Source organism: Methylobacterium sp. UNCCL125 (assembly GCF_900116795.1).
GTDB classification, from domain to species: Bacteria; Pseudomonadota; Alphaproteobacteria; order Rhizobiales; family Beijerinckiaceae; genus Methylobacterium; species Methylobacterium fujisawaense.
Genome location: NZ_FPBW01000008.1, coordinates 25920 through 48769 on the forward strand (window position 1 = coordinate 25920; position 22850 = coordinate 48769).

At 72.9% G+C, this 22850-nt stretch carries 25 protein-coding genes and 1 tRNA gene; 11 read left to right on the forward strand and 15 right to left on the reverse strand.

Going from position 1 to position 22850, the window contains the following annotated elements; all coding sequences use genetic code 11:
• Positions 1-131: 131 nt before the first annotated feature.
• Positions 132-380 carry a hypothetical protein gene (locus BM396_RS09500; protein ID WP_043389431.1) on the forward strand — a complete coding sequence of 83 codons (249 nt, stop codon included), beginning with the start codon at positions 132-134 and terminating at the stop codon, positions 378-380.
• A gap of 25 nt (positions 381-405) precedes the next feature.
• Here BM396_RS09500 and BM396_RS09505 read toward each other — a convergent pair whose 3' ends face one another.
• Entirely contained in the window at positions 406-810 is a 405-nt protein-coding gene (locus BM396_RS09505) for a hypothetical protein (protein WP_043389428.1), read from the reverse strand.
• A 169-nt stretch (positions 811-979) separates the two neighbouring features.
• Between BM396_RS09505 and BM396_RS09510 the strand changes: the two genes are divergently transcribed.
• Positions 980-1216, forward strand: coding sequence for a DUF4170 domain-containing protein (locus BM396_RS09510; RefSeq protein WP_043356667.1), 237 nt, complete (start codon positions 980-982; stop codon positions 1214-1216).
• Positions 1217-1385: 169 nt separating this feature from the next.
• On the forward strand, positions 1386-2330 hold the full coding sequence (locus BM396_RS09515) for a ribose-phosphate pyrophosphokinase (RefSeq protein WP_043356665.1): 945 nt from the start codon (positions 1386-1388) through the stop codon (positions 2328-2330).
• A gap of 24 nt (positions 2331-2354) precedes the next feature.
• Here the strand turns inward: BM396_RS09515 and glgX are convergent, their stop codons facing one another.
• Together glgX and BM396_RS09525 are read right to left on the reverse strand one after the other, a co-directional pair.
• On the reverse strand, positions 2355-4475 hold the full coding sequence (gene glgX, locus BM396_RS09520; protein WP_043356664.1) for a glycogen debranching protein GlgX: 2121 nt from the start codon (positions 4473-4475) through the stop codon (positions 2355-2357).
• A 54-nt stretch (positions 4476-4529) separates the two neighbouring features.
• Positions 4530-5951, reverse strand: coding sequence for an alpha,alpha-trehalose-phosphate synthase (UDP-forming) (locus BM396_RS09525; RefSeq protein ID WP_043389425.1), 1422 nt, complete (start codon positions 5949-5951; stop codon positions 4530-4532).
• 392 nt (positions 5952-6343) lie between these two features.
• Here BM396_RS09525 and BM396_RS09530 point away from each other — a divergent pair, with 392 nt between their 5' ends.
• The 4 genes from BM396_RS09530 to BM396_RS09545 all read left to right on the forward strand — a co-directional run bounded on the left by BM396_RS09530 (position 6344) and on the right by BM396_RS09545 (position 8596).
• Entirely contained in the window at positions 6344-6865 is a 522-nt protein-coding gene (locus tag BM396_RS09530; protein ID WP_043352818.1) for a hypothetical protein, read from the forward strand.
• Positions 6866-6869: 4 nt separating this feature from the next.
• Entirely contained in the window at positions 6870-7283 is a 414-nt protein-coding gene (locus BM396_RS09535; protein ID WP_043389422.1) for a phage holin family protein, read from the forward strand.
• Positions 7284-7288: 5 nt separating this feature from the next.
• Complete coding sequence (locus BM396_RS09540; protein ID WP_170861816.1) at positions 7289-7660, forward strand: DUF3618 domain-containing protein; 372 nt, start codon at positions 7289-7291, stop codon at positions 7658-7660.
• 105 nt (positions 7661-7765) lie between these two features.
• Complete coding sequence (locus BM396_RS09545) at positions 7766-8596, forward strand: hypothetical protein (RefSeq protein WP_043389419.1); 831 nt, start codon at positions 7766-7768, stop codon at positions 8594-8596.
• Positions 8597-8708: 112 nt separating this feature from the next.
• Here BM396_RS09545 and BM396_RS09550 read toward each other — a convergent pair whose 3' ends face one another.
• From BM396_RS09550 to BM396_RS09560, 3 genes are all read right to left on the reverse strand, one after another.
• Positions 8709-10226 carry a malonate--CoA ligase gene (locus BM396_RS09550; protein ID WP_043389413.1) on the reverse strand — a complete coding sequence of 506 codons (1518 nt, stop codon included), beginning with the start codon at positions 10224-10226 and terminating at the stop codon, positions 8709-8711.
• A 132-nt stretch (positions 10227-10358) separates the two neighbouring features.
• A complete protein-coding gene (locus BM396_RS09555; RefSeq protein WP_043389412.1) occupies positions 10359-11768 on the reverse strand; it encodes a malonyl-CoA decarboxylase in 1410 nt (469 codons plus the stop codon).
• Positions 11769-12016: 248 nt separating this feature from the next.
• Positions 12017-12208, reverse strand: coding sequence for a hypothetical protein (locus tag BM396_RS09560; RefSeq protein WP_043352836.1), 192 nt, complete (start codon positions 12206-12208; stop codon positions 12017-12019).
• Positions 12209-12539: 331 nt separating this feature from the next.
• On the opposite strand from BM396_RS09560, the gene BM396_RS09565 reads away from it, so the two are divergent.
• The gene (locus tag BM396_RS09565) at positions 12540-13715 is read left to right on the forward strand and encodes an MFS transporter (protein WP_043389410.1); all 1176 of its coding nucleotides are present in this window, start codon (positions 12540-12542) and stop codon (positions 13713-13715) included.
• On the opposite strand, the gene cobD is transcribed toward BM396_RS09565, so the two are convergent.
• Positions 13708-14727 (reverse strand): threonine-phosphate decarboxylase CobD, encoded by a 1020-nt coding sequence (gene cobD, locus BM396_RS09570; RefSeq protein ID WP_051976366.1) that lies wholly within the window; start codon positions 14725-14727, stop codon positions 13708-13710. The genes BM396_RS09565 and cobD overlap by 8 nt on opposite strands.
• On the opposite strand from cobD, the gene cbiB reads away from it, so the two are divergent.
• Together cbiB and BM396_RS09580 are read left to right on the forward strand one after the other, a co-directional pair.
• Positions 14719-15714, forward strand: coding sequence for an adenosylcobinamide-phosphate synthase CbiB (gene cbiB / locus BM396_RS09575; RefSeq protein ID WP_043389409.1), 996 nt, complete (start codon positions 14719-14721; stop codon positions 15712-15714). The two genes, cobD and cbiB, sit on opposite strands and share 9 nt — an antisense overlap.
• An 89-nt stretch (positions 15715-15803) precedes the next feature.
• The gene (locus BM396_RS09580; protein WP_043389408.1) at positions 15804-16718 is read left to right on the forward strand and encodes an NAD(P)-dependent oxidoreductase; all 915 of its coding nucleotides are present in this window, start codon (positions 15804-15806) and stop codon (positions 16716-16718) included.
• Positions 16719-16725: 7 nt separating this feature from the next.
• On the opposite strand, the gene BM396_RS09585 is transcribed toward BM396_RS09580, so the two are convergent.
• From BM396_RS09585 to cobU, 5 genes are all read right to left on the reverse strand, one after another.
• Positions 16726-16950: a hypothetical protein gene (locus BM396_RS09585; RefSeq protein WP_043389407.1), complete on the reverse strand. Its 225-nt coding sequence runs from the start codon at positions 16948-16950 to the stop codon at positions 16726-16728.
• A 52-nt stretch (positions 16951-17002) separates the two neighbouring features.
• On the reverse strand, positions 17003-18349 hold the full coding sequence (locus tag BM396_RS09590) for an MFS transporter (protein ID WP_043355965.1): 1347 nt from the start codon (positions 18347-18349) through the stop codon (positions 17003-17005).
• Between the two features lie 77 nt (positions 18350-18426).
• Positions 18427-19869 carry a cobyric acid synthase gene (locus BM396_RS09595; protein WP_043389398.1) on the reverse strand — a complete coding sequence of 481 codons (1443 nt, stop codon included), beginning with the start codon at positions 19867-19869 and terminating at the stop codon, positions 18427-18429.
• Positions 19870-19892: 23 nt separating this feature from the next.
• On the reverse strand, positions 19893-20495 hold the full coding sequence (gene cobO, locus BM396_RS09600; RefSeq protein ID WP_043389395.1) for a cob(I)yrinic acid a,c-diamide adenosyltransferase: 603 nt from the start codon (positions 20493-20495) through the stop codon (positions 19893-19895).
• Entirely contained in the window at positions 20492-21034 is a 543-nt protein-coding gene (gene cobU / locus BM396_RS09605) for a bifunctional adenosylcobinamide kinase/adenosylcobinamide-phosphate guanylyltransferase (RefSeq protein WP_170861817.1), read from the reverse strand. Before cobU ends, cobO begins: the two co-directional genes overlap by 4 nt.
• Before the next feature lie 118 nt (positions 21035-21152).
• Here cobU and BM396_RS09610 point away from each other — a divergent pair.
• Positions 21153-21228, forward strand: a tRNA-Glu gene (locus BM396_RS09610).
• 339 nt (positions 21229-21567) lie between these two features.
• Here the strand turns inward: BM396_RS09610 and BM396_RS33780 are convergent.
• The 3 genes from BM396_RS33780 to BM396_RS09625 form a co-directional block, all read right to left on the reverse strand.
• Positions 21568-21741 (reverse strand): hypothetical protein, encoded by a 174-nt coding sequence (locus BM396_RS33780; RefSeq protein WP_306307448.1) that lies wholly within the window; start codon positions 21739-21741, stop codon positions 21568-21570.
• Between the two features lie 314 nt (positions 21742-22055).
• Positions 22056-22448: a CopM family metallochaperone gene (locus BM396_RS09620; RefSeq protein ID WP_043389390.1), complete on the reverse strand. Its 393-nt coding sequence runs from the start codon at positions 22446-22448 to the stop codon at positions 22056-22058.
• Positions 22449-22473: 25 nt separating this feature from the next.
• Positions 22474-22839 carry a hypothetical protein gene (locus BM396_RS09625; RefSeq protein ID WP_043389384.1) on the reverse strand — a complete coding sequence of 122 codons (366 nt, stop codon included), beginning with the start codon at positions 22837-22839 and terminating at the stop codon, positions 22474-22476.
• Positions 22840-22850 lie beyond the last annotated feature (11 nt).

A 22850-nucleotide genomic window follows, 5' to 3' on the forward strand; every position in this document is an offset into this window, starting at 1 on the left:
CTGTCGGAACTGTGGGGGGGCCGGTTCGTTTCCCGCGACCGATCCCGTGCTGGTGTCCCCGTGAAGAACCGTTCCGCCGCCACCGTCCCGTTCCCGCCGGCCCCGGCCGGCCGTGCGCGCTGAGGCCGGCCATGCTGAACAGACTCGTGACGCTCCTGCCCTCCGGCGCCCGTGAGGCGCTGCGGACCCTCGCGGCACGCATGCCGGCAGATGTGCCGGTGCGCCCGCCGGCGCCGCAATCCGCGATCCTGCCGGATTTCGACACGCGGCCCGCCGCGATGACGCCGCTGCTTCCCCCCGCCGCCATCAACGACAATCCGCTCCAGGCCGTCCACGAGGCGGTCGAACGCGACCTGCGCGCCAGCGGCCACCTGCGCTGAGGCCGGACCGAGAGGCCCGTCGGGGTCAGCGCTTGGCCGGCGCGGGCGTCTCGGGAATCGTCCCGGGCGCGATCCAGTGGCAGGCCGTGGTGCCGCGCACGCCGGCACAATCGTAGCTCTGGCCGCCCAGGGTCACCTTGTCGACGATGCCGGTGAATTCCGTGCGCGCCAGCGCCGAGCAGCCGAGATGGTCCGCCTTGGGATCGGCCAGATGCGCCGCGGCCGCCGCCGCGCCGTCCCGCATCAGCATCCGGTAATTGGCGAGCGACGGGCAGCCGATCACCGGTGGCCCGCCCCGCCGGTCGGGGGCGCTCCTGTCGGATCCGGCGGCGCGGGGCGCCCGGGGCGCCTGCTGCGCCAGAACCTGCGCCGCGCTGAGGCTGACGGTCACCGCGACGGGGACGAGGAAAGCGAGAGGTCGGCGTGTCATGGTCCGCTCGTAGCATGACGCATCCGAGGTTGCGCATCCGGCGCGGCGCCGCGCCCGGAACCCGGCCGCCGCGCAGACCTGCGGCGGGTTCAGGGCTCGGCTGCGACCGTGCAGGCTTGACCGGAGGCCCGCCATTTGCGAGCGCCGCGGAGAAACGTGAGGAGAGGCCATGGCGACGGCGATCGACAGCGACCAGAAGCTGCACCTGGTCTTCGGTGGTGAATTGCAGGATCTCGACGGGGTCCGGTTCCGGGACATCAAGGGCCTCGACATCGTCGGTATCTTTCCGGATTACGCCTCCGCCCAGGCCGCGTGGCGGGCCAAGGCCCAGGCCACCGTCGACAGCGCGCAGACGCGCTATTTCGTGGTGCACCTGCACCGCCTGCTGGAGCCGCCGGCTCCCTGAGCGCCGCCGCAGTACCTGTCGGCGGCGAGTGCTGGGCGGCCGTGAAGGCATTGTGACAGTTCCTGCCCGCTGCTAAGAGCCTCGCCCGTCATCGGATCGTTCCGGCTCCTCGGGAGACCGGTCTGGACAAGAGCGGCGGTAAGGTCCGGCCGCGAGTGAGCGGCCGCCCATGAAATCCTCGATCAAGATCATCGCCGGGAATGCCAGCCGGCCCCTGGCCGAGGCGATCGCGGCCTATCTCGAACTGCCGCTGGCCAAGTGCATGGTCCGGCGCTTCGCCGACATGGAGATCTTCGTCGAGCTTCAGGAGAACGTGCGCGGCGAGGACGTGTTCATCGTCCAGTCGACCTCGTTCCCGGCGAACGACCACCTGATGGAACTGCTGATCATGATCGACGCCGCGCGCCGATCCTCGGCCCGGCGCATCACGGCGGTGATCCCGTATTTCGGCTATGCGCGGCAGGACCGGCGCACCTCCGGCCGCACGCCGATCTCGGCCAAGCTGGTGGCGAACCTCATCACCGAGGCGGGCGCCGACCGCGTCCTGACCCTCGATCTCCATGCCGGCCAGATCCAGGGCTTCTTCGACATCCCCACCGACAACCTGTTCGCCGCCCCCGTGATGGTGCGCGACATCAAGGAGCGGCTGCCGGGCGACAACCGCATGGTGGTCTCGCCCGACGTCGGCGGCGTGGTGCGGGCGCGGGCCATCGCCAAGCGGATCGACTGCCCGCTGGCCATCGTCGACAAGCGCCGCGAGCGCCCGGGCGAGTCCGAGGTGATGAACATCATCGGCGAGGTCGAGGGCCGCTCCTGCATCCTCGTGGACGACATCGTCGATTCGGGCGGCACCCTGGTCAACGCCGCCGAGGCCCTGCTCAATGCCGGCGCCAAGGACGTCTCGGCCTACATCACCCACGGCGTGCTGTCGGGCGGCGCGGTCTCGCGCATCGCCGCCTCGCGGATGAAGGAGCTGGTGATCACCGACTCGATCCAGCCGACGCAGGCCGTCAAGCTCGCCCGCAACATCCGCGTGGCCACCATCGCGCCGCTACTGGGCGAGGCGATCGGGCGCACGGCGACGGAATCCAGCGTCTCCAGCCTGTTCGACTGACGGATCCGCGGGGGGCTCCTGCCCCTAGCGTTCCGGCACCCAGCCGCCCCGGTTTCCGGTCTCCGTCCCCGGCGCGGTGAGCACGAGGACCGTGCGGCCCGGCAGCGGCACGGCGGCCCCGGACTCGACGGCCGGCGTGCCGGGCGCGCGGGCGCCCGCGGGCTCGCCGGTGTCGAAGACCGGCGTCCAGGGGCCGCCCACCACCGGGGCGAGGCGGAACGGGACGGCGCCCTCCCCGGCGTTGAACAGCATCAGGAGGCGGTCGCCCGGATCGCCGTCATTGCCGATCTGCATGCCGAACACCTGGAGCCCGTCGTCGGACCAGTGGCGGCCCTCCATCTCGGTGCCCTCGGGGGAGAGCCAGTGCACGTCGCGCAGGGGCTCGTCGGGGTCGATCAGCGCGCCGGTGAAGAAGCGCCGCCGCCGCAGGGCCGGCTGGGCGCGGCGCAGGGCCAGCAGGTTGGCGACGAAATCCGTGAGGGCGGGATCCGGATCGACGCTCCAGTCCATCCAGCTCGTCGGGTTGTCCTGGGCATAGGCGTTGTTGTTGCCGCCCTGGCTGCGGGAGCGCTCGTCGCCCATCAGCAGCATCGGCACGCCCTGGGCCAGCATCATGGTGGCCAGCATGTTGCGCTTCTGGCGGGCGCGTAGAGCCAGGATCGCCGTGTCGTCGGTGTCGCCCTCGACGCCGTAGTTGCGGCTGACGTTGTGGTTATGGCCGTCGCGGTTGTCCTCGCCGTTGGCTTCGTTGTGCTTCTGCTCGTACGCCACCGTGTCGGCCAGGGTGAAGCCGTCGTGGCTGGCGATGAAGTTGACGCTGGCCAGCGGCGAGCGCCGGGACGGGGCGAACACCTCCCGCGAGCCGGTCAGCCCCTGCGTGACCTTGGCGAGCGTGCCGGAATCCCCCTTCCAGAAGCCCCGCGCGGCGTCGCGGAACTTGTCGTTCCACTCGCTCCAGCCGCGCGGATAGCCGCCGAGCTGGTAGCCCCCCTCCCCGATGTCCCAGGGCTCGGCCACCATCTTCACCCGGGCGAGGACCGGATCCTGCGCCACCGCCTGGAAGAAGGCCGCCTGCGGGGTGAAGGCGAAGGGCGCGCGACCGAGGCTCGAGGCCAGGTCGAAGCGGAAGCCCGCGATGCCGTAGGCGGTGACCCAATGGCGCAGGGAATCCAGCACGAGCTGCATCACCCGCGGATGGCTCGCGTCGAAGGTGTTGCCGCAGCCGGTGCAGTCGATGGTGCGGCGCGGGTCGGCGGGATCGAGCTTGTAGTAGCTGGCGTTGTCGATGCCGCGGAACGACAGGGTCGGGCCGGTGTGGTCCCCCTCGGCGGTGTGGTTGTAGACCACGTCGAGCCAGGTCTCGATCCCGGCGGCGTTCAGCTCCCGGATCGCCGCCTTCAGGCCGCCGAGGCCGCCCTCCCCCAGGTAGCGCGGCTCCGGGGCGAAGTAGCCCAGGGGCTGATACCCCCAGAAATTGACGAGCCCCTTCTCCACCAGGAAGCGGTCGTCCGCGAAGGCGTGGATCGGCAGCAGCTCCAGGGCGGTGACGCCGAGCCTGACGAGGTGCTCGATGATCGCCGGGTGGGCGAGCGCCCCGTAGGTGCCGCGCTCCGCCTCGGGGATGTCGGGATGGGTGCGGGTCAGCGCCTTGACGTGCGCCTCGTACACCACCGTCTCGGCCAGCGGCCGCCGCACCGGCGTGAGGGCCAGATCGGGCACCTCCGGGGCGGTGACCACGCATTTCGGCATGTAGACCGCGCTGTCGCGCCGGTCGATCCGGTCCTCGCGCCCGCCCCGGCGATGGCTGTAGAGCGCATCGTGCCAGCGGATCCGGCCGCGGATCTCCCGGGCGTAGGGGTCGAGGACGAGCTTCGAGGCGTTGAACCGGTGGCCGGACGCCGGATCCCAGGGGCCGTGCACCCGGTAGCCGTAGAGCTGGCCCGGCAGCACGCCGCGCAGGTAGCCGTGCCAGACGTCGTCGGTCCGGCAGGGCAGACGCACCGTGCGGGTCTCGTGCCGCTCCCCCGCCTCGAACAGGCAGACATCGACCGCGGTGGCGTGCTCGGAAAAGAGGGCGAAGTTGACGCCGCGCCCGTCGAAATGGGCGCCGAGCGGCGCCGGCACCCCGTCATCGACGGCGATCATGTGGGGCGTCCGGTCACACGGGGGGCTGCAGGCGGAATCAGCGGGCTGCGCCGGCTATTCGGCGGCCGCGGCGGCGGTGGGGGCCTCGCGCTCCATGGTGCGGAAATTCTCGAGCTCCGCCAAGAAGTTGCGCGCCCACCAATCGACGTCCTCGCGGGTCATGCGCTCGACCATCGGCTTCCAGCGCGCCACACGCTCGGCCTTCGGCATGTAGAGCGCGGCCCGGATCGCCTCCGCCACCTCGAACCGGTCGTAGGGGTTGATCAGCAGCGCCTCGGGCAATTGCCGGGCGGCGCCGGCGAATTTCGACAGGACCAGAACCCCCGGATCGTCCTCGGACTGGGCGACCACGTATTCCTTGGCGACGAGGTTCATGCCGTCGCGCATCGGCGTGACGAGGCCGACCCGGGCCGCCCGGTAGAGGCCCGCCAGCACCGGGCGCGGATAGGCCTTGGTGATGTACTGGATCGGCGTCCAGGCCGGGTCGCCCAGCGAGCCGTTGATCTCGCCGACCTTCTCGTTCACGTCGCGCGAGAGCTGCTCGTATTCGGGCACCTCGCTGCGGGATTTCGGCGTGATCTGGATGTAGGTGACGTTGCCGCGCTGGTCGGGATTCGAGGCGAAGAAGCTCTCCACCGCCTCCATCCGCTCGGGCACGCCCTTGGAATAGTCGAGCCGGTCGACGCCGATCAGCAGCTTGCGGGTGCGCAGGCCCGCGATGGTCTCGCGCACGACCTTGTTGGCGTTGGCCTTCTCGGCCGCCTCCTTGAAGCCCGCGACGTCGATGCCGATCGGGAAGGCGCGGATCCGCGTGCGGCGGCCATCCACCATCAGCGAGCCGCCGCCCAGCGGGATCGCCCGCTGGGTATCGACGAGGTTGCGCTGCAGGTTCTGCACGTCCGCCTCGGTCTGCAGGCCGATCAGGTCGTAATCGACGATGGCACGCAGCAGCTCGCCGCTCGCCGGCAGCGAGTTGAACACGTCGGCGGCGGGCCAGGGGATGTGGTGGAAGTAGCCGATCGGGTTGTCGAGCCCGAGGCCGCGCAGCTCGGCGGCGAGCGGCAGCAGGTGGTAATCGTGCACCCAGATGATGTCGTCGGGCTCCACCAGCTTGGCGAGCGCCCGCGCGAAGGTCCGGTTCACACGGCTGTAGCCGGCATAATCCGAGCGCGAGAAGGCGCCGAGCCCCAGCCGGTAATGCATGATCGGCCACAGGGCGCGGTTCGCGAAGCCGGCGTAATATTCGAGGTGGTCCTGCGGCGAGAGGTCGACGACCGCGTACTGGACCCGGCCCCGGTCGATCAGCGTCGGCTCCTCGGAGGGCTCCTCGGAGATGGTGCCGCTCCAGCCGAACCAAAGCCCCTCATAGGCCGTGAAGGCCTCCTTGACCGCGACGGCGAGGCCGCCCGCCGCCACCGCCTTGCCGCCCTCTTCCGGGATGGCGACGCGGTTCGATACGATCACAAGGCGTGCCACGCGGGTCGGCTCCGGATCAGGGGCGCGGCCGGCCGCGCCTGCATCGAGACTTCACTAACATGTCAGAACGCGCGGGGGGCCTGCGCGATCCTTTGTTGCTTGTCAGGCAACCCAAGCGTGAAGCCGGGCGCGGGTCAAGTCGAGGCCCTACCGTTCCGGGACAGGGGGGCCGCTCCGTCCCGATCGGGCGCGTTGTGCAAGCGTGGCGGTTCTGGCAGATCGTGCCTGAACGTGGAGTGAGCGGTGCCGCCCGTCCCGTCGGAGCCCGTGCGCAGATCGGAACTGTGCACCGGGACCGGAACCCGTGACAGCCGAGTCGGTTACTCAGCCATCGCGGGGCTCGCGGTCGCCGCGAGCGGCTCCGTACCCGCGCCGCGAGGAGTATTTTCGAGATGGCCGGCAACGAGTTACCGCAGGGCGCCCCCGTGGACCCGGTTGCGGATCCGCACGGCGCGGCGCCGCACACCGCCGCGGAGGAGCGTGCCCAGTGGCGCGCCCTGCAGGGCGATGTCGAGGGGCTGGCCGACGTGGCGGCCGAACGCGGCCGCGGGCTGCTCGACGCGGCCCGGCTGCAGGCCCAGACCTATGTCGAGCAGCGCAAGAGCGATGCGGCCCAGTCGGTCCACGATCTGGCCCAGACGATCCGCAATTCCGGCCGCGACCTCGGCGACAAGCCGAACGTGCGCGCCTTCTTCGACAGCGCCGCCGACGGGCTGGAGCAGCTCGGCTCCTCCATCGAACGCCGCAGCCTCGGCGACTTCTACAGCGAGGCCGAGGCCTTCGCCCGGCGCGCGCCGGTGGCGGTGGCGGTGGGGACCTTCGTGGCCGGCCTGATCGCCGCCCGCTTCATCAAGTCGTCGAGCCTGCCGCCGGAGGCGCCGGACGGCGATGCCCGCGACAGCTTCCGGGCCTGACGCCATGACGCACGGCTCCGACCCGCGCCAGACCGGCGCCTCCAGCATCCAAAGCCTCATCGGCGATGCCCTGCGGGAGACCAACGAACTCGCCCGCAAGGAGATCGCGCTGTTCCGGGCCGAGATGGCCGGCAACATCCGCCAGCTCATCGTCGGCCTCGCCTGCATGGTCGGCTCGGCGGTGTTCGCCGTGGTCGCCCTGCTGGTCCTGATCGGCGCCTTCGTGAAATGGCTCGCCACCATCGTCGGGTCCGAGTGGCTCTCGGCCCTGATCGTCGGCGGCGTGCTGCTGGCCCTCGCCCTCGGGATGGCCCTGTGGGCGCGCAGCGTCCTGTCCCTCTCGACCCTGGCCCCGAAGCGCACCACGCGCCAGGTCCGCCAGGATGCCCAGGCCCTGTCGGAGCGCGTGTCCGGATGAGTACGATGAACGACCTCGAGAAGGAGATCGAGGAGAGCCGCGCCCGGCTCGACGACACGATCGACCGCATCCAGGGGCGGCTCTCGGTGCCGAACCTCGTGGACGAGATGCTGGGCAATGCCCGGCGGGTGCCGGCCCTGAACAGCACCTACGACTCGGCCCTGGAGGCGGTGCGCCGCAACCCGGTGCCGGTGCTGCTGATCGCGGCCGGCGTCGGCCTGCTGTTCAACCGGATGGCGCGCGACGCCCAGCGCCGGCGCACCGAGGTCTCGGCGGAGCGCGTGCCCACCCTGAACACCGGCGCGGCCCGCGGCTACGACCCCGACCTTCCGACCGCGCGCCCGGCCCGCGATCCGCTGGACACGACCGAGATCTGACGACCGGGCGGGGCCCGGACCGAGAAACCTCCCGCGCCCGGCCGGACGGCCGGGCAGACCGGCGCCGAAGGCGGGCTGCCGGGACCGACATTCGAGGACACCGCCATGACCGACAAGCCGGGTACCCCCGCCACCCCCTCCAGCATTCCCGAGCCGCGCCCCGGCGAGGCGCCGCCGCACGGCGCTCGGGACGGGAGCCTGCGGCCCGATCCGGCCGGTCTCGGCGACCCGCGCGGGATCCCCGGCGCGGCGGCGGGAGACTTCACGCTCCGGCCCGACCCCCGCGGGCTGCACGACCCGCTGCCGCACGGCGCCGCGCCCCTCTCGGCCGGCGGCCATTCGAGCGGCGGCGCCACCGGCGCCTCGCGGGTGGACGCCGCCTCCGCCACCGTGAAGGAGGGCGTCCAGGCGGCCGGTGACCGTGCCGCGGATCTCGCCGGACAGGCACGGCAGACGGTGTCGGACTTCGCGGACGATGTCGGCAACCGTCTCGGCGGCGCCGCCGATCAGGCCCGCGACCGCGCGGCGTCCGCCTACGACGAGGTCCGGGAGCGGGCCGGCACGCTGCGCCGGCGCAACATGCGGGCGCTGGACGACCTGACCACCCAGGGTATCGACGGGCTCAACCGCGGCCGCACCGCCGTCGAGCGCTTCGTGGACGACAATCCCCTCCTCGTCGGCGTGGTCGGCGTGGCCGCCGGCCTTCTGCTCGGCGCGCTGCTGCCGCGCACCCGCCAGGAGGATCGGAGCATCGGTCCCTGGGCCGACGAGGTCCGCGACCAGGGCCTGCGCTACGCCCGCGAGGTGACCAGCATCGGCCGCGACTTCGTCCAGACCGCCCTCGATCCGGACAACCTGAACGCGGCCGCCCGCAAGGTGGTGGATCCGGACAGCCACACGCCGCGGGAGGGCGAGCGGAAGGAGCACAATCTCTGATCCGCGTTCCGGATCGGCACCGTCGCGTTACGCCCGCACCGTCATCCCGCCGCGCGCGACGACGGTGCGGCCTGATTCCCGATCCGCCGGTCCCGGCCGGCGGATCGGATCGTCAGTCCCGGTAGAGTTCCGCATGCGCGTCCCGCAGAAGGTTCTTCTGCACCTTGCCCATGGTGTTGCGCGGCAGCTCGCTCACGAACAGGACGCGCTTGGGGCACTTGAACCGGGCGAGCCGGCCCTCCAGGGCGGCCTGTACGCCGGCCTCGTCCGGGCATCCCGGCCCCCCCACCACCACGGCGGTGACGGCCTCGCCGAAATCGGGATGGCTCAAGCCGATCACCGCGGATTCGACCACGCCCGGCAGCGCGTCGATCTCGGTCTCGACCTCCTTGGGGTAGACGTTGAAGCCGCCTGAGATGATCAGGTCCTTGCCGCGCCCGACGATGTGGACGTAGCCCCGGTCATCGACCTTGCCGAGGTCGCCGGTGATGAAGAACCCGTCGGCCCGGAACTCGGCCGCGGTTTTCTCGGGCATGCGCCAGTAGCCCAGGAACACGTTCGGGCCCTTCACCTCGATCATGCCCACCGCGTCCGGACCGAGGGCCGCGCCGGTTTCCGGATCGACCACCCGCAGGGACACGCCCGGCAGGGGGAAGCCCACCGTGCCGGCGACCCGGTCGCCCGCATAGGGGTTCGAGGTGCTCATGTTGGTCTCGGTCATGCCGTAGCGCTCGAGGATGGCGTGGCCGGTACGGGCCTGCCACGCGCGATGCGTCTCGGCGAGCAGCGGCGCCGAGCCCGACACGAACAGGCGCATGCCTCCGGCCGCCTCCGGCGTGAGGCCCGGCTCCTTGAGGAGGCGGGTGTAGAAGGTCGGCACGCCCATCAGCACGCTGGCCCGGGGCATCAGGCTCAGGATCAGCTTCGGGTCGAGGCGGGGCAGGAACAGCATGGAGCCGCCGCTCGCCAGCACCGTGTTGGTCGCCACGAACAGGCCGTGCGTGTGGAACACCGGCAGGGCGTGGATCAGCACGTCGTCGGCGGTGAAGCGCCAGAAATCGACGAGGGTTCGGGCGTTCGAGGCGAGGTTGTCGTGGGTCAGCATGGCGCCCTTGGAGCGCCCGGTCGTGCCGGAGGTGTAGAGGATCGCCGCGAGATCCTCCGGGCCCCGGGGCACGTCGGCGAAGGCGCTCCCCGCATCCCCGGCCCGGTCCGCGGCCTCGGCGGCGCTGCCGCCGCCCGCCCCGTCGAGGGTCCAGATCCGGCGCACGCCCGCGGCGGCCTCCGCCAGCGCGTCGCGCCGGCCCGGGTCGCAGACGAACACGGCGGGCTCGGCGTCGTTCAGGAAGTAGCCGATCTCCGCCGGGGTGTAGGCGGTGTTGAGCGGCAGGAACACGGCGCCGGCCCGGACCGCGCCGAGATACAGGAAGATCACCTCGGGGCTCTTCTCGACCTGCACGGCCACCCGGTCGCCGGTCTCGACGCCCGCCGCCCGCAGGGCCGCCGCGTAGGCGCCGGAGCGGGCGATCAGGTCCGCGTAGGAGTATCGGCGGCCCTCAGGGGTCTCGATCACGGTCTTGGCGGGATCGGGGACGCCGTCCCGCACCAGGGAGAAGAGGTGGTTCGTCATCGTGAGGCTAGAGCTGTCGCGGGACCTGTCTGTCTGACGCACCCATAACCGCCCGGAGGGCCTTCCGGCGAGCCCTTTCCGGTGGCGCCCCGCGGCCCGGCGGTGACAGGCGGGCCCCGACCGGCCCGGATCCTACGCCTCGGCCAGTACCACGGCCCGCGGCGGCGGCAGCTTGGCGCGCAGCTCACGGGTCACCGCCGGCGCGGCCACCACGGTGCCGAGGTTGGCGTAGGTCTCGTGGTTCCGCTCGATGGCGGCGAGGTCGTAGAGGTAGTTGACCATCAGGCCGTGCGACTGGGCCAGACCCTTCTTCGAGGTGTCGCCCAGGAAGTTGATGCGGTCGAGGCGCGCGCCGTTGCCGAGGTGGAACCGGGCCACCGGGTCGAGGGGGCGGCCGCGCTCGTTCTTGGCGCGCAGGAAATAGGCCGCCGCCGCCGGGATCAGCGCCCGGCGCACAGTCTCGGCCCGGGCCTTGTCGGCCGGCCAGTTCGGGTCGTCCAGCGCCCGCAGGACCTCGACATCCTCGGGCAGCAGGCCCTGCGGGCTGTCGGCCCGGCGCTCCCGCGCCAGCCACGCGGCGAAGCCGGGCACCGGCGACAGCGTCACGAAGGTCTTGAGCGTGGGCACCTCGCGGGTGAGGTCCTCGACCACCTGCTTGATCAGGAAATTGCCGAAGGTGACGCCGGCGAGCCCCTTCTGGCAGTTCGAGATCGAGTAGAACACCGCCGTGTTGGCCGCCTGCGGCTGCAGCGGCTTGCGCTCCCGCGACAGGATCGGGGCGATGGCCGGGGCGATCTGGTCGGTGAGCGCCACCTCCACGAAGATCAGCGGCTCGTCGGCCAGCGCCGGGTGGAAGAACGCGAAGCAGCGCCGGTCCGGCGGCTCGATGCGGGCGCGCAGGTCGTCCCAGTCCGCGATGGCGTGCACCGCCTCGTAGCGGATGATCTTCTCCAGGATATGGGCCGGCGTCGTCCAGTCGATGTGGCGCAGCACCAGGAAGCCGCGGTTGAACCACGAGGCGAACAGGTGCTCGAAATCGCTGTCCAGGCTGTCGACGGCGTCCATCAGGGCGGGGTCGGCCTCGTCGCCGGCGCGCAGCGCCCGGCGCAGGTCGAACAGGTCCTCGCGCATCCGCACGAGGCTGAGCGTGCCGCCGCGGGCGAGGTTGAGGCGGCGGATCAGCTCCTGGCTGCGCGGCTCGGCGGCCTCGTGCAGGCTGCCGAGGCGGGCGCGGGAGGGGGCGGCCCGGTAGGCGGCGATCGCCTCGTCGACGGCTTCGTGGTCCGCATCGAAATCGAGGGCGATGGCCCGCAGGAAGGCGTGGCGCTCCGCCTGCCCGAAGCTGGCGTAGCGGTCGAGGATCAGGCGGGCGAGCGCCACCCCGGAGGCCTCGCCGCGCCGGGAGATCAGGTCCTCGCACAGCTTGACGAGGTCGCCCGCGCTGGCCCGGGACGTCATGTCCCCGCGCCCGATGCCGATCAGGTCGCGGCCGCGCTCGCTGATGGTCTGAAGCAGGTCGCCGAAGAAGGAGATCGCCGCCATGACCCTTGCACTGACCCCCGTCGACCCGGATTCGAGACGCTTCCGGCCCCGCGACGCCGGCTCGTCGGACGGGCGCGTGCGGATCCGGCAGCCGCCGCCCACTCCGGGGCGGCTCGCTCAGCGTCCCGATCCGCCCGCCATTCTACGGCGCCGCGGCCGCCGCGACCAGAGCTTGACCGGCCCGAACGGCGCGCTCCCAGCGTGCGGGAGCGGCACGAAGGTCGTGTGACGATCCCGGGTCGGGTGCGTCAGAGCTGTTCGGCGACGGTGGCGAGGTCGGCCCGCTCCCGCCAGTCGCCGACGCCGTGCTGGCGGGCGAAGCGGAGTTCGGCGGCGCGGCGGGCGCGCTCGGGATCGCGGGCCCGCGTGATCGCCACGGAGCCGACCGTGAACGGTACCCCGAGGATCTCCTTGGCAAAGTCGATGCGGTAGTTCGGCATCCCGTACTCCCTGCTGCGGCGGTTCCGGCCCCGTTCATCCGGAACGAAACCGCCCTCCCGTTCGTAATCCGGTTCGGAACCTCTATCGGCTCGACGCCCGGTGCATGGCCTGCGGCGCCCGCTCGCGTGCGGACGGCGCCGGCTGCATCTTCCGCATATGGGGCGCCCTCGGTTCCGGTGAAGGGGCCGGGGGCGTGCCGGCAGGGATGCATCGCCGCAGCTTGCTCCACCGCACGCTCCGCCCGTATCGCTCGCGGCCCGGACCTCTCCCGCACACGGACTCGACCATGGCCCTTCCGCGGCGGCGTGCCTGCCTGCCCCCGACCCAGCCGTGACCACGACGCTCGACGCGAAGGCCCGGCTCGGCCTGACGCTGATCGCCGGCGGAGCGGTCGCCAACATCTACTACAACCAGCCGCTGCTCGGGCTGATCGTGGCGGAGTTCGGCGACCGCGCCGCCCTGTGGGTGCCGACCACGGCGCTCGTCGGCTACGGGCTCGGCATCGTCGGGCTCGTGCCCCTCGGCGATGCCCTGCCGCGTCGCACCCTGATCGTGGGGCAATGCCTCGGACTCGCCCTGGCGCTGCTGGCGGTGGGCCTGGCCCCGAACCTCGCGAGCCTCGCCCTCGCCCACCTCGCGGTCGGGGTGCTGGCCAGCGCGGCCCAGCAGGCGGTCCCGTTCGCGGCGGAACTCGCCCCGGATGCGAGCCGCGGGCGGATCGTCGGCCAGGTCATGACCGGCCTGCTCACCGGCATCCTGCTCGCCCGGACGGCGAGCGGCGTCCTGGGGGCGCATCTCGGATGGCGGCCGGTCTTCCTGGTCGCGTCCCTGCTGGCGCTCGCCATGGCGGCCATCGCCCGTGCCACCCTGCCCCACACGGTGCAGACGCACCCGCTGCGCTACCGCGCCCTGATGCTGTCGATCCTGCACCTCGCCCGCACGCAGCCGGTGCTGCGCACGGCGAGCCTGTCGCAGGCGCTGCTGTTTGCCGCCTTCAACGCCTTCTGGGCGACCCTGGCGCTGCTGGTGGAGGGGCCGCCCTTCGGACTCTCCGCCGCGGGCGCGGGGCTGTTCGGGGTGATCGGCGTCTGCGGCGCCTTCGTGGCACCCCTGTCGGGCCGCTTCACCGACCGGCGGGGCGCCAAGCCCGTGGTGCTCGGCGGCAGCCTGCTCGTGGCGCTGTCCTTCATGGTGCTCTGGGCCGGCGGGACGTGGTCGCTCGTCGCGGTGGCCCTCGGGGTGCTGCTGATCGACATCGGCATAAACGGCGCCCTCATCGCCAACCAGACGCGGGCCTACGCCCTGGTCCCCGGGGCGCGGGGCCGCATCAACACGGTCCTGTTCACGACCCTGTTCGTGTTCGGGGCGCTCGGCGCCTATGCCGGCTCGCAGGCGTTCCTGCTGGTCGGCTGGGCGGGGGTCTGCGCGGTGGGCCTCGCCTTCTCGGCGCTGGCCGTGATCGTGGCGGCGCGCGATCCGCATCCGCCCGGCGTGCGGTCTACCTGAGGACCCGCGACAGACGGCACCACGCCGCCTTCCCGGCCGGCAGGCCGAAGCGGAGGCGCTCCGGGCGATCCGCGAAGCGCCGCACCGCGATCCCGGCCGCCGCGAGCCGCCGGTAGAGGTCAGGCCCGTCGGAAAAGTCGGCGGTCCGGAACAGGCTGGTGCCCCCGACGATCCGGCCGCCGCCCCGGGCGATCATCCGGTCGAGGCGGGCCGCGTCCGCGGACCGCGCCGCCGCGGCCTGCGCGCGCCAGCCCACATCCGACAGGGCGGCGCGCCCGATCGCCAGGGCCGGGCCCGACACCGCCCAGGGTCCGAGGGCCTCGGCGATCCGGGTCGCCGTGCCGGGATCGGCCACCGCGAAGCCGAGGCGTAGGCCGGCGAGCCCGTAGGTCTTGCCGAAGGAGCGCAGCACCACGAGGCCCGGCGCCGCGTGTGGGCACAGGCTCTCCACCGGCTCCAGATCCGCGAAGGCCTCGTCGGCGATGAGCAGGCCGCCCCGCTTGCCGAGGGCCGCGGCCAGGGCCCGGCGTTCGGCCAGGGGCAGGGTCCGCCCGTCCGGGTTGTTGGGATCGACGATCACCGCCACCCGGGCCTCGCCGAGGGCATCGAGATTCCGGATCTCCGTCACCGCGTGCCCGGCGCGCGCCCAGGCGGCGGCGTGCTCGGCATAGGTGGGCCCGAGCACCGCGACGCGGGTCGGCGCCATCAGCCGGGGCAGGGTCTCGATCAGGATCTGGGTGCCGGGGGCGGGCACGACATGCGCGGCGTCCGGCGCGCCGTAGGCCGCGGCGGCCGCCGCCCGGAGCGCCCCGAGCTCGGCGGCCTCGGGCAGCCGCGTCCAGGCGCTGGCCTCCACCGGCGGCACGGGGTACGGGACCGGATTGATCCCCGTCGAGAGGTCGAGCCAGGGCTCCGGCGCGTCGGGAAAGGCTTTGCGGAGTCCGCCGAGATCGCCGCCATGCGCGATCGGGGCGACCTCACGCGTGGGAACGCTCCACACCGAATGGTCCATCTGCCCGGTACGTTTGCCGACACGCTTGCCGTCCTCGCCGTCGCCCTCGGGATCGAGGCGGCGGCCGGCTATCCCGACGCGCTCTACAGGGCGGCCGGTCACCCTGTCACCTGGATCGGCCGGCTGATCGCCGCCCTGGAGCGCGGCCTCAACCGCGGCTCCGCGCGGCGGCGGCGGATCGCCGGCTGCGCCGCGCTGGCCTGCCTGCTTGCCGCGGTGGGCCTGCCGGCCCTCGCCCTCACGGTGCTGGCGGGATTGGCCGGCCCCCTCCCCGCCCTGCTCCTCCTCGGCCTGCTCTGCGCGAGCCTGCCGGCGCAGCGCAGCCTGCACCAGCACGTCGCCGCCGTGGAGAAGGCCTTGCGCACCGGCGGCCTGGAGGCCGGGCGCCGGGCGGTGGCGATGATCGTCGGGCGCGACCCCGAGCGCCTCGACGAACCGGCGGTCTGCCGCGCCGCGATCGAGAGCCTGTCGGAAAACTTCTCCGACGGGATCGTGGCGCCGGCCTTCTGGATCGGCGGCCTCGGCCTGCCGGGGGGCGCCCTCTACAAGGCGATCAACACCGCCGACAGCATGATCGGCCACCGGACGCCCCGCTACGAAGCCTTCGGCTGGGCTGCGGCGCGACTCGACGACGGGGTGAACCTGCCGGCCTCCCGGCTCGCGGGCCTGCTGATCGCCGGGGCGGCGCTCCTGCGCGGCGCCGACGCGCGGGGCGCGCTCCGGGCGATGGCCCGGGACGCGCGCCGCCACCGCTCGCCCAATGCCGGCTGGCCCGAATCCGCCATGGCCGGGGCGCTCGGCCTGCGGCTCGCGGGACCGCGGGTCTATGACGGCACCCTCGTCCCGGACGCCCATATGGGCGACGGGCGGGTCGAGGCCACGGCCGACGACATCGCCCGGGCGCTGGCGCTCTACCGGACGGCCTGCTGGCTCCAGGGCGGGCTCGTGCTGGGGCTGCTCGCCCTGTCCCTGGCGCTGGCGGGCTGACCCGTCCGCCCCGGCCGCCCCGCCCGACCGGGCCTTGGCACGGCCCGCGCTCTCGACGCATCGTGATGGGACCGGACAGGGAGACCCCGATGCGCGCGGTGTTCGTGGATGCCAACGAGACCCTGGCGGCGGTGGCCCGGCGGCTGCTGCGGCCGGACGACCCGCCCTTCGCGATCCACGCCGATCCCGGCATCGCTCCGCAGGACCTGCCCGGCCTCCTGTCCGGGGCGGAGATCGCCGTGATCGACCACACCGCCCTCCCCCGCGCGGTGGCCCGGGCCTGCGGGGGCCTGAGGCACGTGGTGTTCCTCGGCACCGGCGCCCGCAGCTACATGGACCCGGAGGCCCTCGCGGCCGAATGCGGGATCACGGTCCACACCATCAAGGGGTACGGCGACACGGCGGTGGCCGAATGCGCCTTCGCGCTGATGTGGGCGGCGGCCCGCGGCCTGCCCGAGATGGACCGGGCGATGCGTGCCGGCACCTGGCTGCGCCGCGAGGCGGTCCAGCTCACCGGCAAGACGGTCGGCCTCGTCGGGTTCGGGGGGATCGCGGCCGAGATGGCACGTCTCTGCCGGGGCATCGGCATGCGGGTGCTCGCCTGGAACCGGACGCCCAAGGCGCATCCGGACGTGACCTTCGTGCCGCTGGAGCGGCTGCTCGCCGAGAGCGACGTGGTCTCGCTCCACCTGCTCCTGACCGACGAGACCCGCGGCTTCCTCTCGGCCGCGCGCATCGCCGCGATGAAGCCCGGCGTCCTCCTGATCAACACCGCCCGCGGAGCCCTGATCGACGAGGCCGCCCTGGTCGAGGCCCTGCGCAGCGGCCGCGTCGCGCAGGCCGGGCTCGACGTGTTCACGGTCGAGCCCCTGCCGGCGGACCACCCGCTGGTGTCCCTGCCCACCGTCACCCTCTCGGCGCATTCGGCGTTCCGGACGCCGGAGGCCAGCGACAACCTGATCGGCGCCGCCCTCGATCATTGCCGGCGGATCGCCGCCGGCTGACGGAGCCTCAGTGCTCGGTGCCCGGCATGTTCGGCCGCGGCGTGCCGCCGTGCTGGTGGATCAGGTTGGAGCGTTCCGGGCTGCCCTTGGCGTCGGCGACCTGCTTCCGGGCTGCGGCGGCCAGGAACCAGATGCCGCCGAGCGTCCCGAAGGCGAGGATCATAAGGGGAAATCCCTGGCTCATCGTGTAGTCCTCCTCGACGCTGTCCCGCGGGATGCGGTCCTGCATCATCCTGCCGGACGATCCGGCTTGAGGAAGGATAACGCACGGATCCGGCCCATGTTCAGGCCGGACGTGCCCCATTCGGCGCCGCCCGCCGCGCCGCGTCCCGGCGCAGGGCGGAGAGCACCACGAACATCAGGCCGGCGCCCACGGCGAGGCAGGCGGCCAGGAACAGCATCGGCACGAGGTCGCTCCGGGTCTGGTCGCGGATGAACGGCACCGCGTTCTGGGCGACGAAGCCGCCGAGATTGCCCACCGAGTTGATCGCCGCGATCCCGGCCGCCGCCGAGGCGCCGCGCAGGAAGGTCCCGGGCATCGACCAGAAGACCGGCTGGGCCGCGAAGGTCCCGGCGGCGGCCACGCACAGGCAGGCGAACTTCACGGCGTTGCCCGGCAGGACGACGGAGAGCGCGAGGCCCGCCGCCCCCACCAGCGCCGGCCCGACGACGTGCCAGGTCAGGGCATTGCCCTGCGCGCCCGTGCGGGCGGCGTGGCGCGGCACCCACCAGAGGGCGACGGCCGTGGCCATCCAGGGGATGATGTTGAGGAAGCCGTTGGTGAGGTTCGAGACGCCGAAGCCCTTGACCACGGTGGGGAGCCAGTAGCCCAGTCCGTAGGCGGCGAGCGGCAGGGAGACGTAGACCCCGGCGAGCATCAGCACCCGCCGGTCGAGGAGCGCCGCGAAGGGGTTGCCGTGGTCGACATGGCCGCCCTCCTCGCGCTCGGCCCGCAGGGTGCGGGCGAGCCAGTCGCGCTGCGCCTGCGACAGCCAGGGCGCCGTCTCGGGACCGTCCGGCAGGACCACCAGCACCACCGCGGCCATGAGGATCGCCGGCGCGCCGGTGGCCAGGAACACCCATTGCCAGCCCTGGAGGCCGAGGAGCCCGTCGAGGCCGAGCAGCGCGCCGCCCACCGCCGCGCCCACCGCGTTGGCCACCGCGCTGGCGATCATGAACCAGCCGATCATCCGCGCCCGGTGTCCTTGCGGGAACCACAGGGTCAGGGCGAACAGCACGCCGGGGAAGAAGCCGGCCTCCGCGGCGCCGAGCAGGAAGCGCAGCACGTAGAACATCGCCGTGCCCTGGGTGAAGCCCAGCAGGACGGTGACGATCCCCCAGGTGATCATGATCCGGGCGAACCAGATCCGGGCGCCGACCCGCTCCAGGAAGACGTTGGCCGGCACCTCGAACAGGAAGTAGCCGAGGAAGAACAGCGAGGCCCCGAGCCCGTAGGCGGTCTCGGAGAGGCCGAGGCTGCCGACCATCTCCAGCTTGGCGTAGGAGACGTTCTGCCGGTCGATATAGGCGATCAGGTAGAGCAGGCCGAGGAGCGGCATCAGCCGCAGGGTCACGGTGCGGACGGTGCTCGCGCCGAGATCCTCCCCGACGGGGGATTGCGTGGGGGGCATGGGGCGTTCCTCTGGCGCGTGCGGCCCTTCGTGGCGGGACCGGCATTACACAGAGTAATCCCTCGCGCGGCCCGCGCCTACCGGGCAAGCGCCAGGAGGCGGTCGCAGTCGACATGGGCCGCGATGTGTCGCGCGAGGCCGTCCAGCGCCGCCTCGACCCCGGCCTCGTAGCCCGGGCCGTCCGAGGCCGTCCCGAGGCGCGCGAGCCAGGCCGCCCGCTGGGCATCGTGGGCGAACAGGCCGTGCACGTAGGTGCCGGCCACGCGCCCGTCCGCCGAGACCGCCCCGTCCAGGCGCCCGTCGGCGAGGCGCAGGAGCGGCCGGGCGGCGTCGGGGCCCTCCGTCGCGCCGATATGCATCTCGTAGCCGGCAAAATGAACGCCGTCCGGCAGGCTCGTGCCGGTGACCGCCGCGAGGCGCTTCTCGGGGGTCATGACGGTGTCGACGTCGAGGAGCCCGAGGCCCGCCACCGTGCGGGGCGCGCCCTCGATCCCGTGCGGGTCGGCGAGGCTGTTGCCCAGCATCTGGTAGCCGCCGCACAGGCCGAGCACCCGCCCGCCCCGGCGGACATGGGCGCGCAGGTCGACGTCCCAGCCCTCCTGGCGAAAGGCCTCCAGGTCGTCGATCGTGGTCTTGGAGCCCGGCAGCAGCACGAGGGCGGCCTCGGCGGGGATCGGCGTGCCGGGCCGGACCAGCACCACCGACACGTTCGGCTCTGCCCGCAAGGGGTCGAGGTCGTCGAAATTGGCGATGCGCGGCAGCACCGGCACCGCCACCGTGACGGCTCCGGGCCCGCGCGACTCCGAGCCGGCGAGCCCCAGCACGTCCTCGGCCGGCAGGCGCGCGGCATCGGGGAAGTGCGGCACGAGGCCCAGAGCCGCCCAGCCGGTGCGCTCGGCGATCAGCCGCATGCCGTCGGCGAACAGGCTCGGATCGCCGCGGAAGCGGTTGACGAGGAAGCCCGCGATCAGGGCGGCGTCCTCCGGGTCGATCACCGCCTTGGTGCCGACGAGGCTCGCGATCACCCCGCCCCGGTCGATGTCGCCGACCAGCACCACCGGCGTGTCGGTGGCCCGGGCGAAGCCCATATTGGCGATGTCGCCGGCCCGCAGGTTCACCTCTGAGGCCGAGCCCGCGCCCTCGACGAGGACCAGATCCGCCTCCCCGGCGAGCCGGGAGAAGCTGTCGAGGACGGCCGACATCAGCCGGGGCTTCCAGGCCTGGTAGTCGCGCGCCTTCACGGTGGCGACCATCCGGCCCTGCACCACCACCTGGGAGCCGACCTCGCTCTGCGGCTTGAGCAGGACCGGGTTCATGTGGACGGAGGGCGCCACCCGGGCGGCCCGGGCCTGGAGGGCCTGCGCGCGGCCGATCTCGCCGCCATCGGCGGTGACGGCGGCGTTGTTCGACATGTTCTGCGGCTTGAACGGCCGGACCCTTAAGCCCCGCTCCGTGAAGGCGCGCGCCAGCCCCGCCACGAGCAGCGACTTGCCGACATCGGAGCCGGTGCCCTGGATCATCAGGGCCTTTGTCCGCGGCGGGCTCAGAACTCGATCCCTTCCTGCGCCTTCACGCCGGCGGCGAAGTGGTGCTTGACGCTGCCCATCTCGGTGACGAGGTCGGCGGCCTCGATCAGGGCCGGCTTGGCGTTGCGGCCGGTGACGACCACGTGCAGGTCCGGCCGCCGCGTACGGAGGGCTTCGACGACGGCGTCGAGGTCGAGATAGTCGTAGCGCAGCGCGATGTTCAGTTCGTCGAGGACGAGCAGGCGGATCGTCGGATCGGCCATCAGGCCGGCGGCGACCTCCCAGGCGTGGCGGCAGGCGGCGATGTCCCGGGCCTTGTCCTGGGTCTCCCAGGTGAAGCCCTCGCCCAGGGTGTGCCACACGACCCGGTCGCCGAAGGCCGCCACGGCGTGGCGCTCGCCGGTATCCCAGCCGCCCTTGATGAACTGCACCATGCCGACCCGCCAGCCGCGGCCGAGCGCCCGCAGCATCAGCCCCAGCGCCGCCGTGCTCTTGCCCTTGCCCGGACCGGTATGGACGAGGAGCAGGCCCTTCTCGAGGGTCTTGGCGGCCACCTCGGCATCCTGGACGGCCTTGCGCTTCTCCATCTTGGCGCGGTGGCGGGCGTCGTCGTCGCTCATGCGGAGGCTCCTGCGGTGGGGGCTTGCGGCTTCACGACCAGCGGCAGGCCGGCCACGGTGAGCACGACCCGGTCGGCCCGGGCGGCGAGCTGCTGGTGCAGGCGGCCGGCCGCGTCGCGGAAGCGGCGGGCGAGGGCGTTGTCGGGCACGATCCCGAGCCCGACCTCGTTGCCGACCAGCACCACCGGGCCGGGCGCGCCGGCGCAGGCTGCGAGGAGGCGCGCCGTCGCAGCGTCCAGATCGGCCTCGGCGAGGATCAGGTTGGTGAGCCAGAGCGTGAGGCAATCGACCAGGACCGGCCCTTCGGACGCGGCGACCGCCTCCGGCAGGGCGAGCGGCACGTCGCGGGTGCGCCACGCCCCGGCGCGCCGGGCGCGGTGCTGGGCGATGCGCGCGACCATCTCGTCGTCGAAGGCCTGCGCGGTGGCGAGATACAGCCACGGGCCGGGGCAGGCTTCGATCAACCCCTCCGCGTAGGCGCTCTTGCCGGACCGCGCCCCGCCGAGGACGAGGGTCATGCGAGGGGGGGATTGAGGCATCCGTCCTCCATCGCCCCAACCCGGCCCGCGGTCAAACCTGGGTCCTGTGGCACCAGTGCCGCGCATGAACGGTTGCCGGGCGTCTCCGGTCCGACTATAGAACCTCGGCCTAGCCAGAGCGCCCTTCGTCTAGCGGTCCAGGACGTCGCCCTTTCACGGCGAAAACACGGGTTCGATTCCCGTAGGGCGCGCCAGCACATTCAAGCCCGTAGCTGAAGGTGCTGGTGCGGCTCACATGGCTGTTTCACACCGTTCGCTCAGACCGTGCCAGGCCATGGATGCCAGCCCATGGACCCGCGAGTGATGCCCGTTCGGCACGTGAGGGGCGTACGCGGCCCGCTCGGAGGCTGACCGTCCCGTGGTGGTGCGCCTCCAGCGTGGCGTGCCGCCCGCGGAAGGGGCCTCAGTCCACGGCGAGCGGGCGCCGACGGGCCGGACCACATGCCCCACGCGTCTCAGCCGGGGGGCCGGATCGCCGGGTTGAAGAGCCGCAGGGAGCGGCCGGCCCCGCGGGAAGAGGCCGACGACCCCGCTCACGGGGGCATCGCCAGCATCCGGACCGCCAGGGCGACCATCATCACGCTCTCGGTCAGCGCGACGAAGCCGGGCGGCACCGTGCTCGCCCCGCCGGCGCAGGCGCACTCGATGTCGCGCCCTTCGAGGTCGACCGCCTTGAACACCGCGTTGGCCGGCACGGAGGTCGGCATGTTCGGGCGTGGGCCGCCTTGCCGAGACGGCGCTGCAGGTCGTCGATGAAGGTCCGGGGCGTCGGTTTGACCGGGGGCTCGTCCTCGAGGCGTTCGGCCTCATCGCGGGCCGTGAGCCTGCGGTCCTCGACCGCGAAGCCCCCGCATTCGCGCAGGTCCTCGGCCTTCAGGCCGGAGGGACAGAGGCGCTCGGAGGGGGCCATGCGGTGGAGCGTGGCCTTGCGGGCGGCATGCATCGGTTGCCCCTGGACAGGCGCGGGTGGAATCGGGACGCGGGCCGGGCGCCCCTGTCGGCGGCCCGGCCCCGGCGGCGACTACCGGCCGTGCCGCTTCAGCCACGCCTCCATGTCGGCGATCTCCGTGGTCTGGTCGGCGATGATCTTCCGGGCCATCGCCTGCGTGGCGGGGTCCCGGGCGTATTTCAGCGCGACCTCGGCCATGGCGACCGCGCCCTTGTGGTGCGGGATCATGTGCGTGCGGAAGTCGACGTCGGGGTCGCCGGTGTAGGGGACGTCCATGTCCCTCATCATCGTCTGGTCGGCGGCCTTGAACGCCCGGGTCGAGGCGTCGTCCTTCGGGTCCGGCTTCATCGATCCCCTCCCCTGGCCGGACATGGAACCGTGGTCGTGCAGGCCCTGTGCGCGGGCGGTGCCGGCGAGGCCTGCGGTCAGCAGGGCGGCGGCGAGGAGGGTCCGGGCGACGGTCATGGAAGAGATCCCTTCGGTGGTCGGTTCAGTTGAACTTGCCGCTGACGGTGGCCCCGTCCGGGGCGGCGAGCTGCACGGCGCCCTTCGGGCGGTCGCCGAGCGCCGCCGGGGCCTTCCCGGTCAGGCGGTTGCCGTCGGCCGGCTCCAGCGGCACGCGGGCGGGCTTGCCGCCGGCCACGAGGATGGCCGTGCCCCTGAAACCCGCGACAGGGACCGGCGCCTGCGTGCCGTCCGACACGTAGACGTCGACGGTCTCGCCCCGGGTGACGAGTTCGACGTGGAAGTCGCCGGCGTCGGCGACGCGCCCGCCGTGCCGGCCCGCAGTCTCGTGGGCGTCGGCGGCGGTTGCGGCCAGCAGGCCGGCGGCAAGGGTTAGGCTCGGTCGGATCATGCGCGTGTCTC

Bases quoted from the DNA above. Each gene is read 5' to 3' on its own strand.
- BM396_RS09500 (WP_043389431.1), top strand. From the start codon at position 132: ATGCTGAACAGACTCGTGACGCTCCTGCCCTCCGGCGCCCGTGAGGCG.
- BM396_RS09505 (WP_043389428.1), bottom strand. From the start codon at position 810: ATGACACGCCGACCTCTCGCTTTCCTCGTCCCCGTCGCGGTGACCGTC.
- BM396_RS09510 (WP_043356667.1), top strand. From the start codon at position 980: ATGGCGACGGCGATCGACAGCGACCAGAAGCTGCACCTGGTCTTCGGT.
- BM396_RS09515 (WP_043356665.1), top strand. From the start codon at position 1,386: ATGAAATCCTCGATCAAGATCATCGCCGGGAATGCCAGCCGGCCCCTG.
- glgX (WP_043356664.1), bottom strand. From the start codon at position 4,475: ATGATCGCCGTCGATGACGGGGTGCCGGCGCCGCTCGGCGCCCATTTC.
- BM396_RS09530 (WP_043352818.1), top strand. From the start codon at position 6,344: ATGGCCGGCAACGAGTTACCGCAGGGCGCCCCCGTGGACCCGGTTGCG.
- BM396_RS09535 (WP_043389422.1), top strand. From the start codon at position 6,870: ATGACGCACGGCTCCGACCCGCGCCAGACCGGCGCCTCCAGCATCCAA.
- BM396_RS09540 (WP_170861816.1), top strand. From the start codon at position 7,289: ATGAACGACCTCGAGAAGGAGATCGAGGAGAGCCGCGCCCGGCTCGAC.
- BM396_RS09545 (WP_043389419.1), top strand. From the start codon at position 7,766: ATGACCGACAAGCCGGGTACCCCCGCCACCCCCTCCAGCATTCCCGAG.
- BM396_RS09550 (WP_043389413.1), bottom strand. From the start codon at position 10,226: ATGACGAACCACCTCTTCTCCCTGGTGCGGGACGGCGTCCCCGATCCC.
- BM396_RS09555 (WP_043389412.1), bottom strand. From the start codon at position 11,768: ATGGCGGCGATCTCCTTCTTCGGCGACCTGCTTCAGACCATCAGCGAG.
- BM396_RS09560 (WP_043352836.1), bottom strand. From the start codon at position 12,208: ATGCCGAACTACCGCATCGACTTTGCCAAGGAGATCCTCGGGGTACCG.
- cbiB (WP_043389409.1), top strand. From the start codon at position 14,719: ATGGTCCATCTGCCCGGTACGTTTGCCGACACGCTTGCCGTCCTCGCC.
- cobD (WP_051976366.1), bottom strand. From the start codon at position 14,727: ATGGACCATTCGGTGTGGAGCGTTCCCACGCGTGAGGTCGCCCCGATC.
- BM396_RS09580 (WP_043389408.1), top strand. From the start codon at position 15,804: ATGCGCGCGGTGTTCGTGGATGCCAACGAGACCCTGGCGGCGGTGGCC.
- BM396_RS09585 (WP_043389407.1), bottom strand. From the start codon at position 16,950: ATGATGCAGGACCGCATCCCGCGGGACAGCGTCGAGGAGGACTACACG.
- BM396_RS09590 (WP_043355965.1), bottom strand. From the start codon at position 18,349: ATGCCCCCCACGCAATCCCCCGTCGGGGAGGATCTCGGCGCGAGCACC.
- BM396_RS09595 (WP_043389398.1), bottom strand. From the start codon at position 19,869: ATGATCCAGGGCACCGGCTCCGATGTCGGCAAGTCGCTGCTCGTGGCG.
- cobO (WP_043389395.1), bottom strand. From the start codon at position 20,495: ATGAGCGACGACGACGCCCGCCACCGCGCCAAGATGGAGAAGCGCAAG.
- cobU (WP_170861817.1), bottom strand. From the start codon at position 21,034: ATGCCTCAATCCCCCCCTCGCATGACCCTCGTCCTCGGCGGGGCGCGG.
- BM396_RS33780 (WP_306307448.1), bottom strand. From the start codon at position 21,741: ATGCCGACCTCCGTGCCGGCCAACGCGGTGTTCAAGGCGGTCGACCTC.
- BM396_RS09620 (WP_043389390.1), bottom strand. From the start codon at position 22,448: ATGACCGTCGCCCGGACCCTCCTCGCCGCCGCCCTGCTGACCGCAGGC.
- BM396_RS09625 (WP_043389384.1), bottom strand. From the start codon at position 22,839: ATGATCCGACCGAGCCTAACCCTTGCCGCCGGCCTGCTGGCCGCAACC.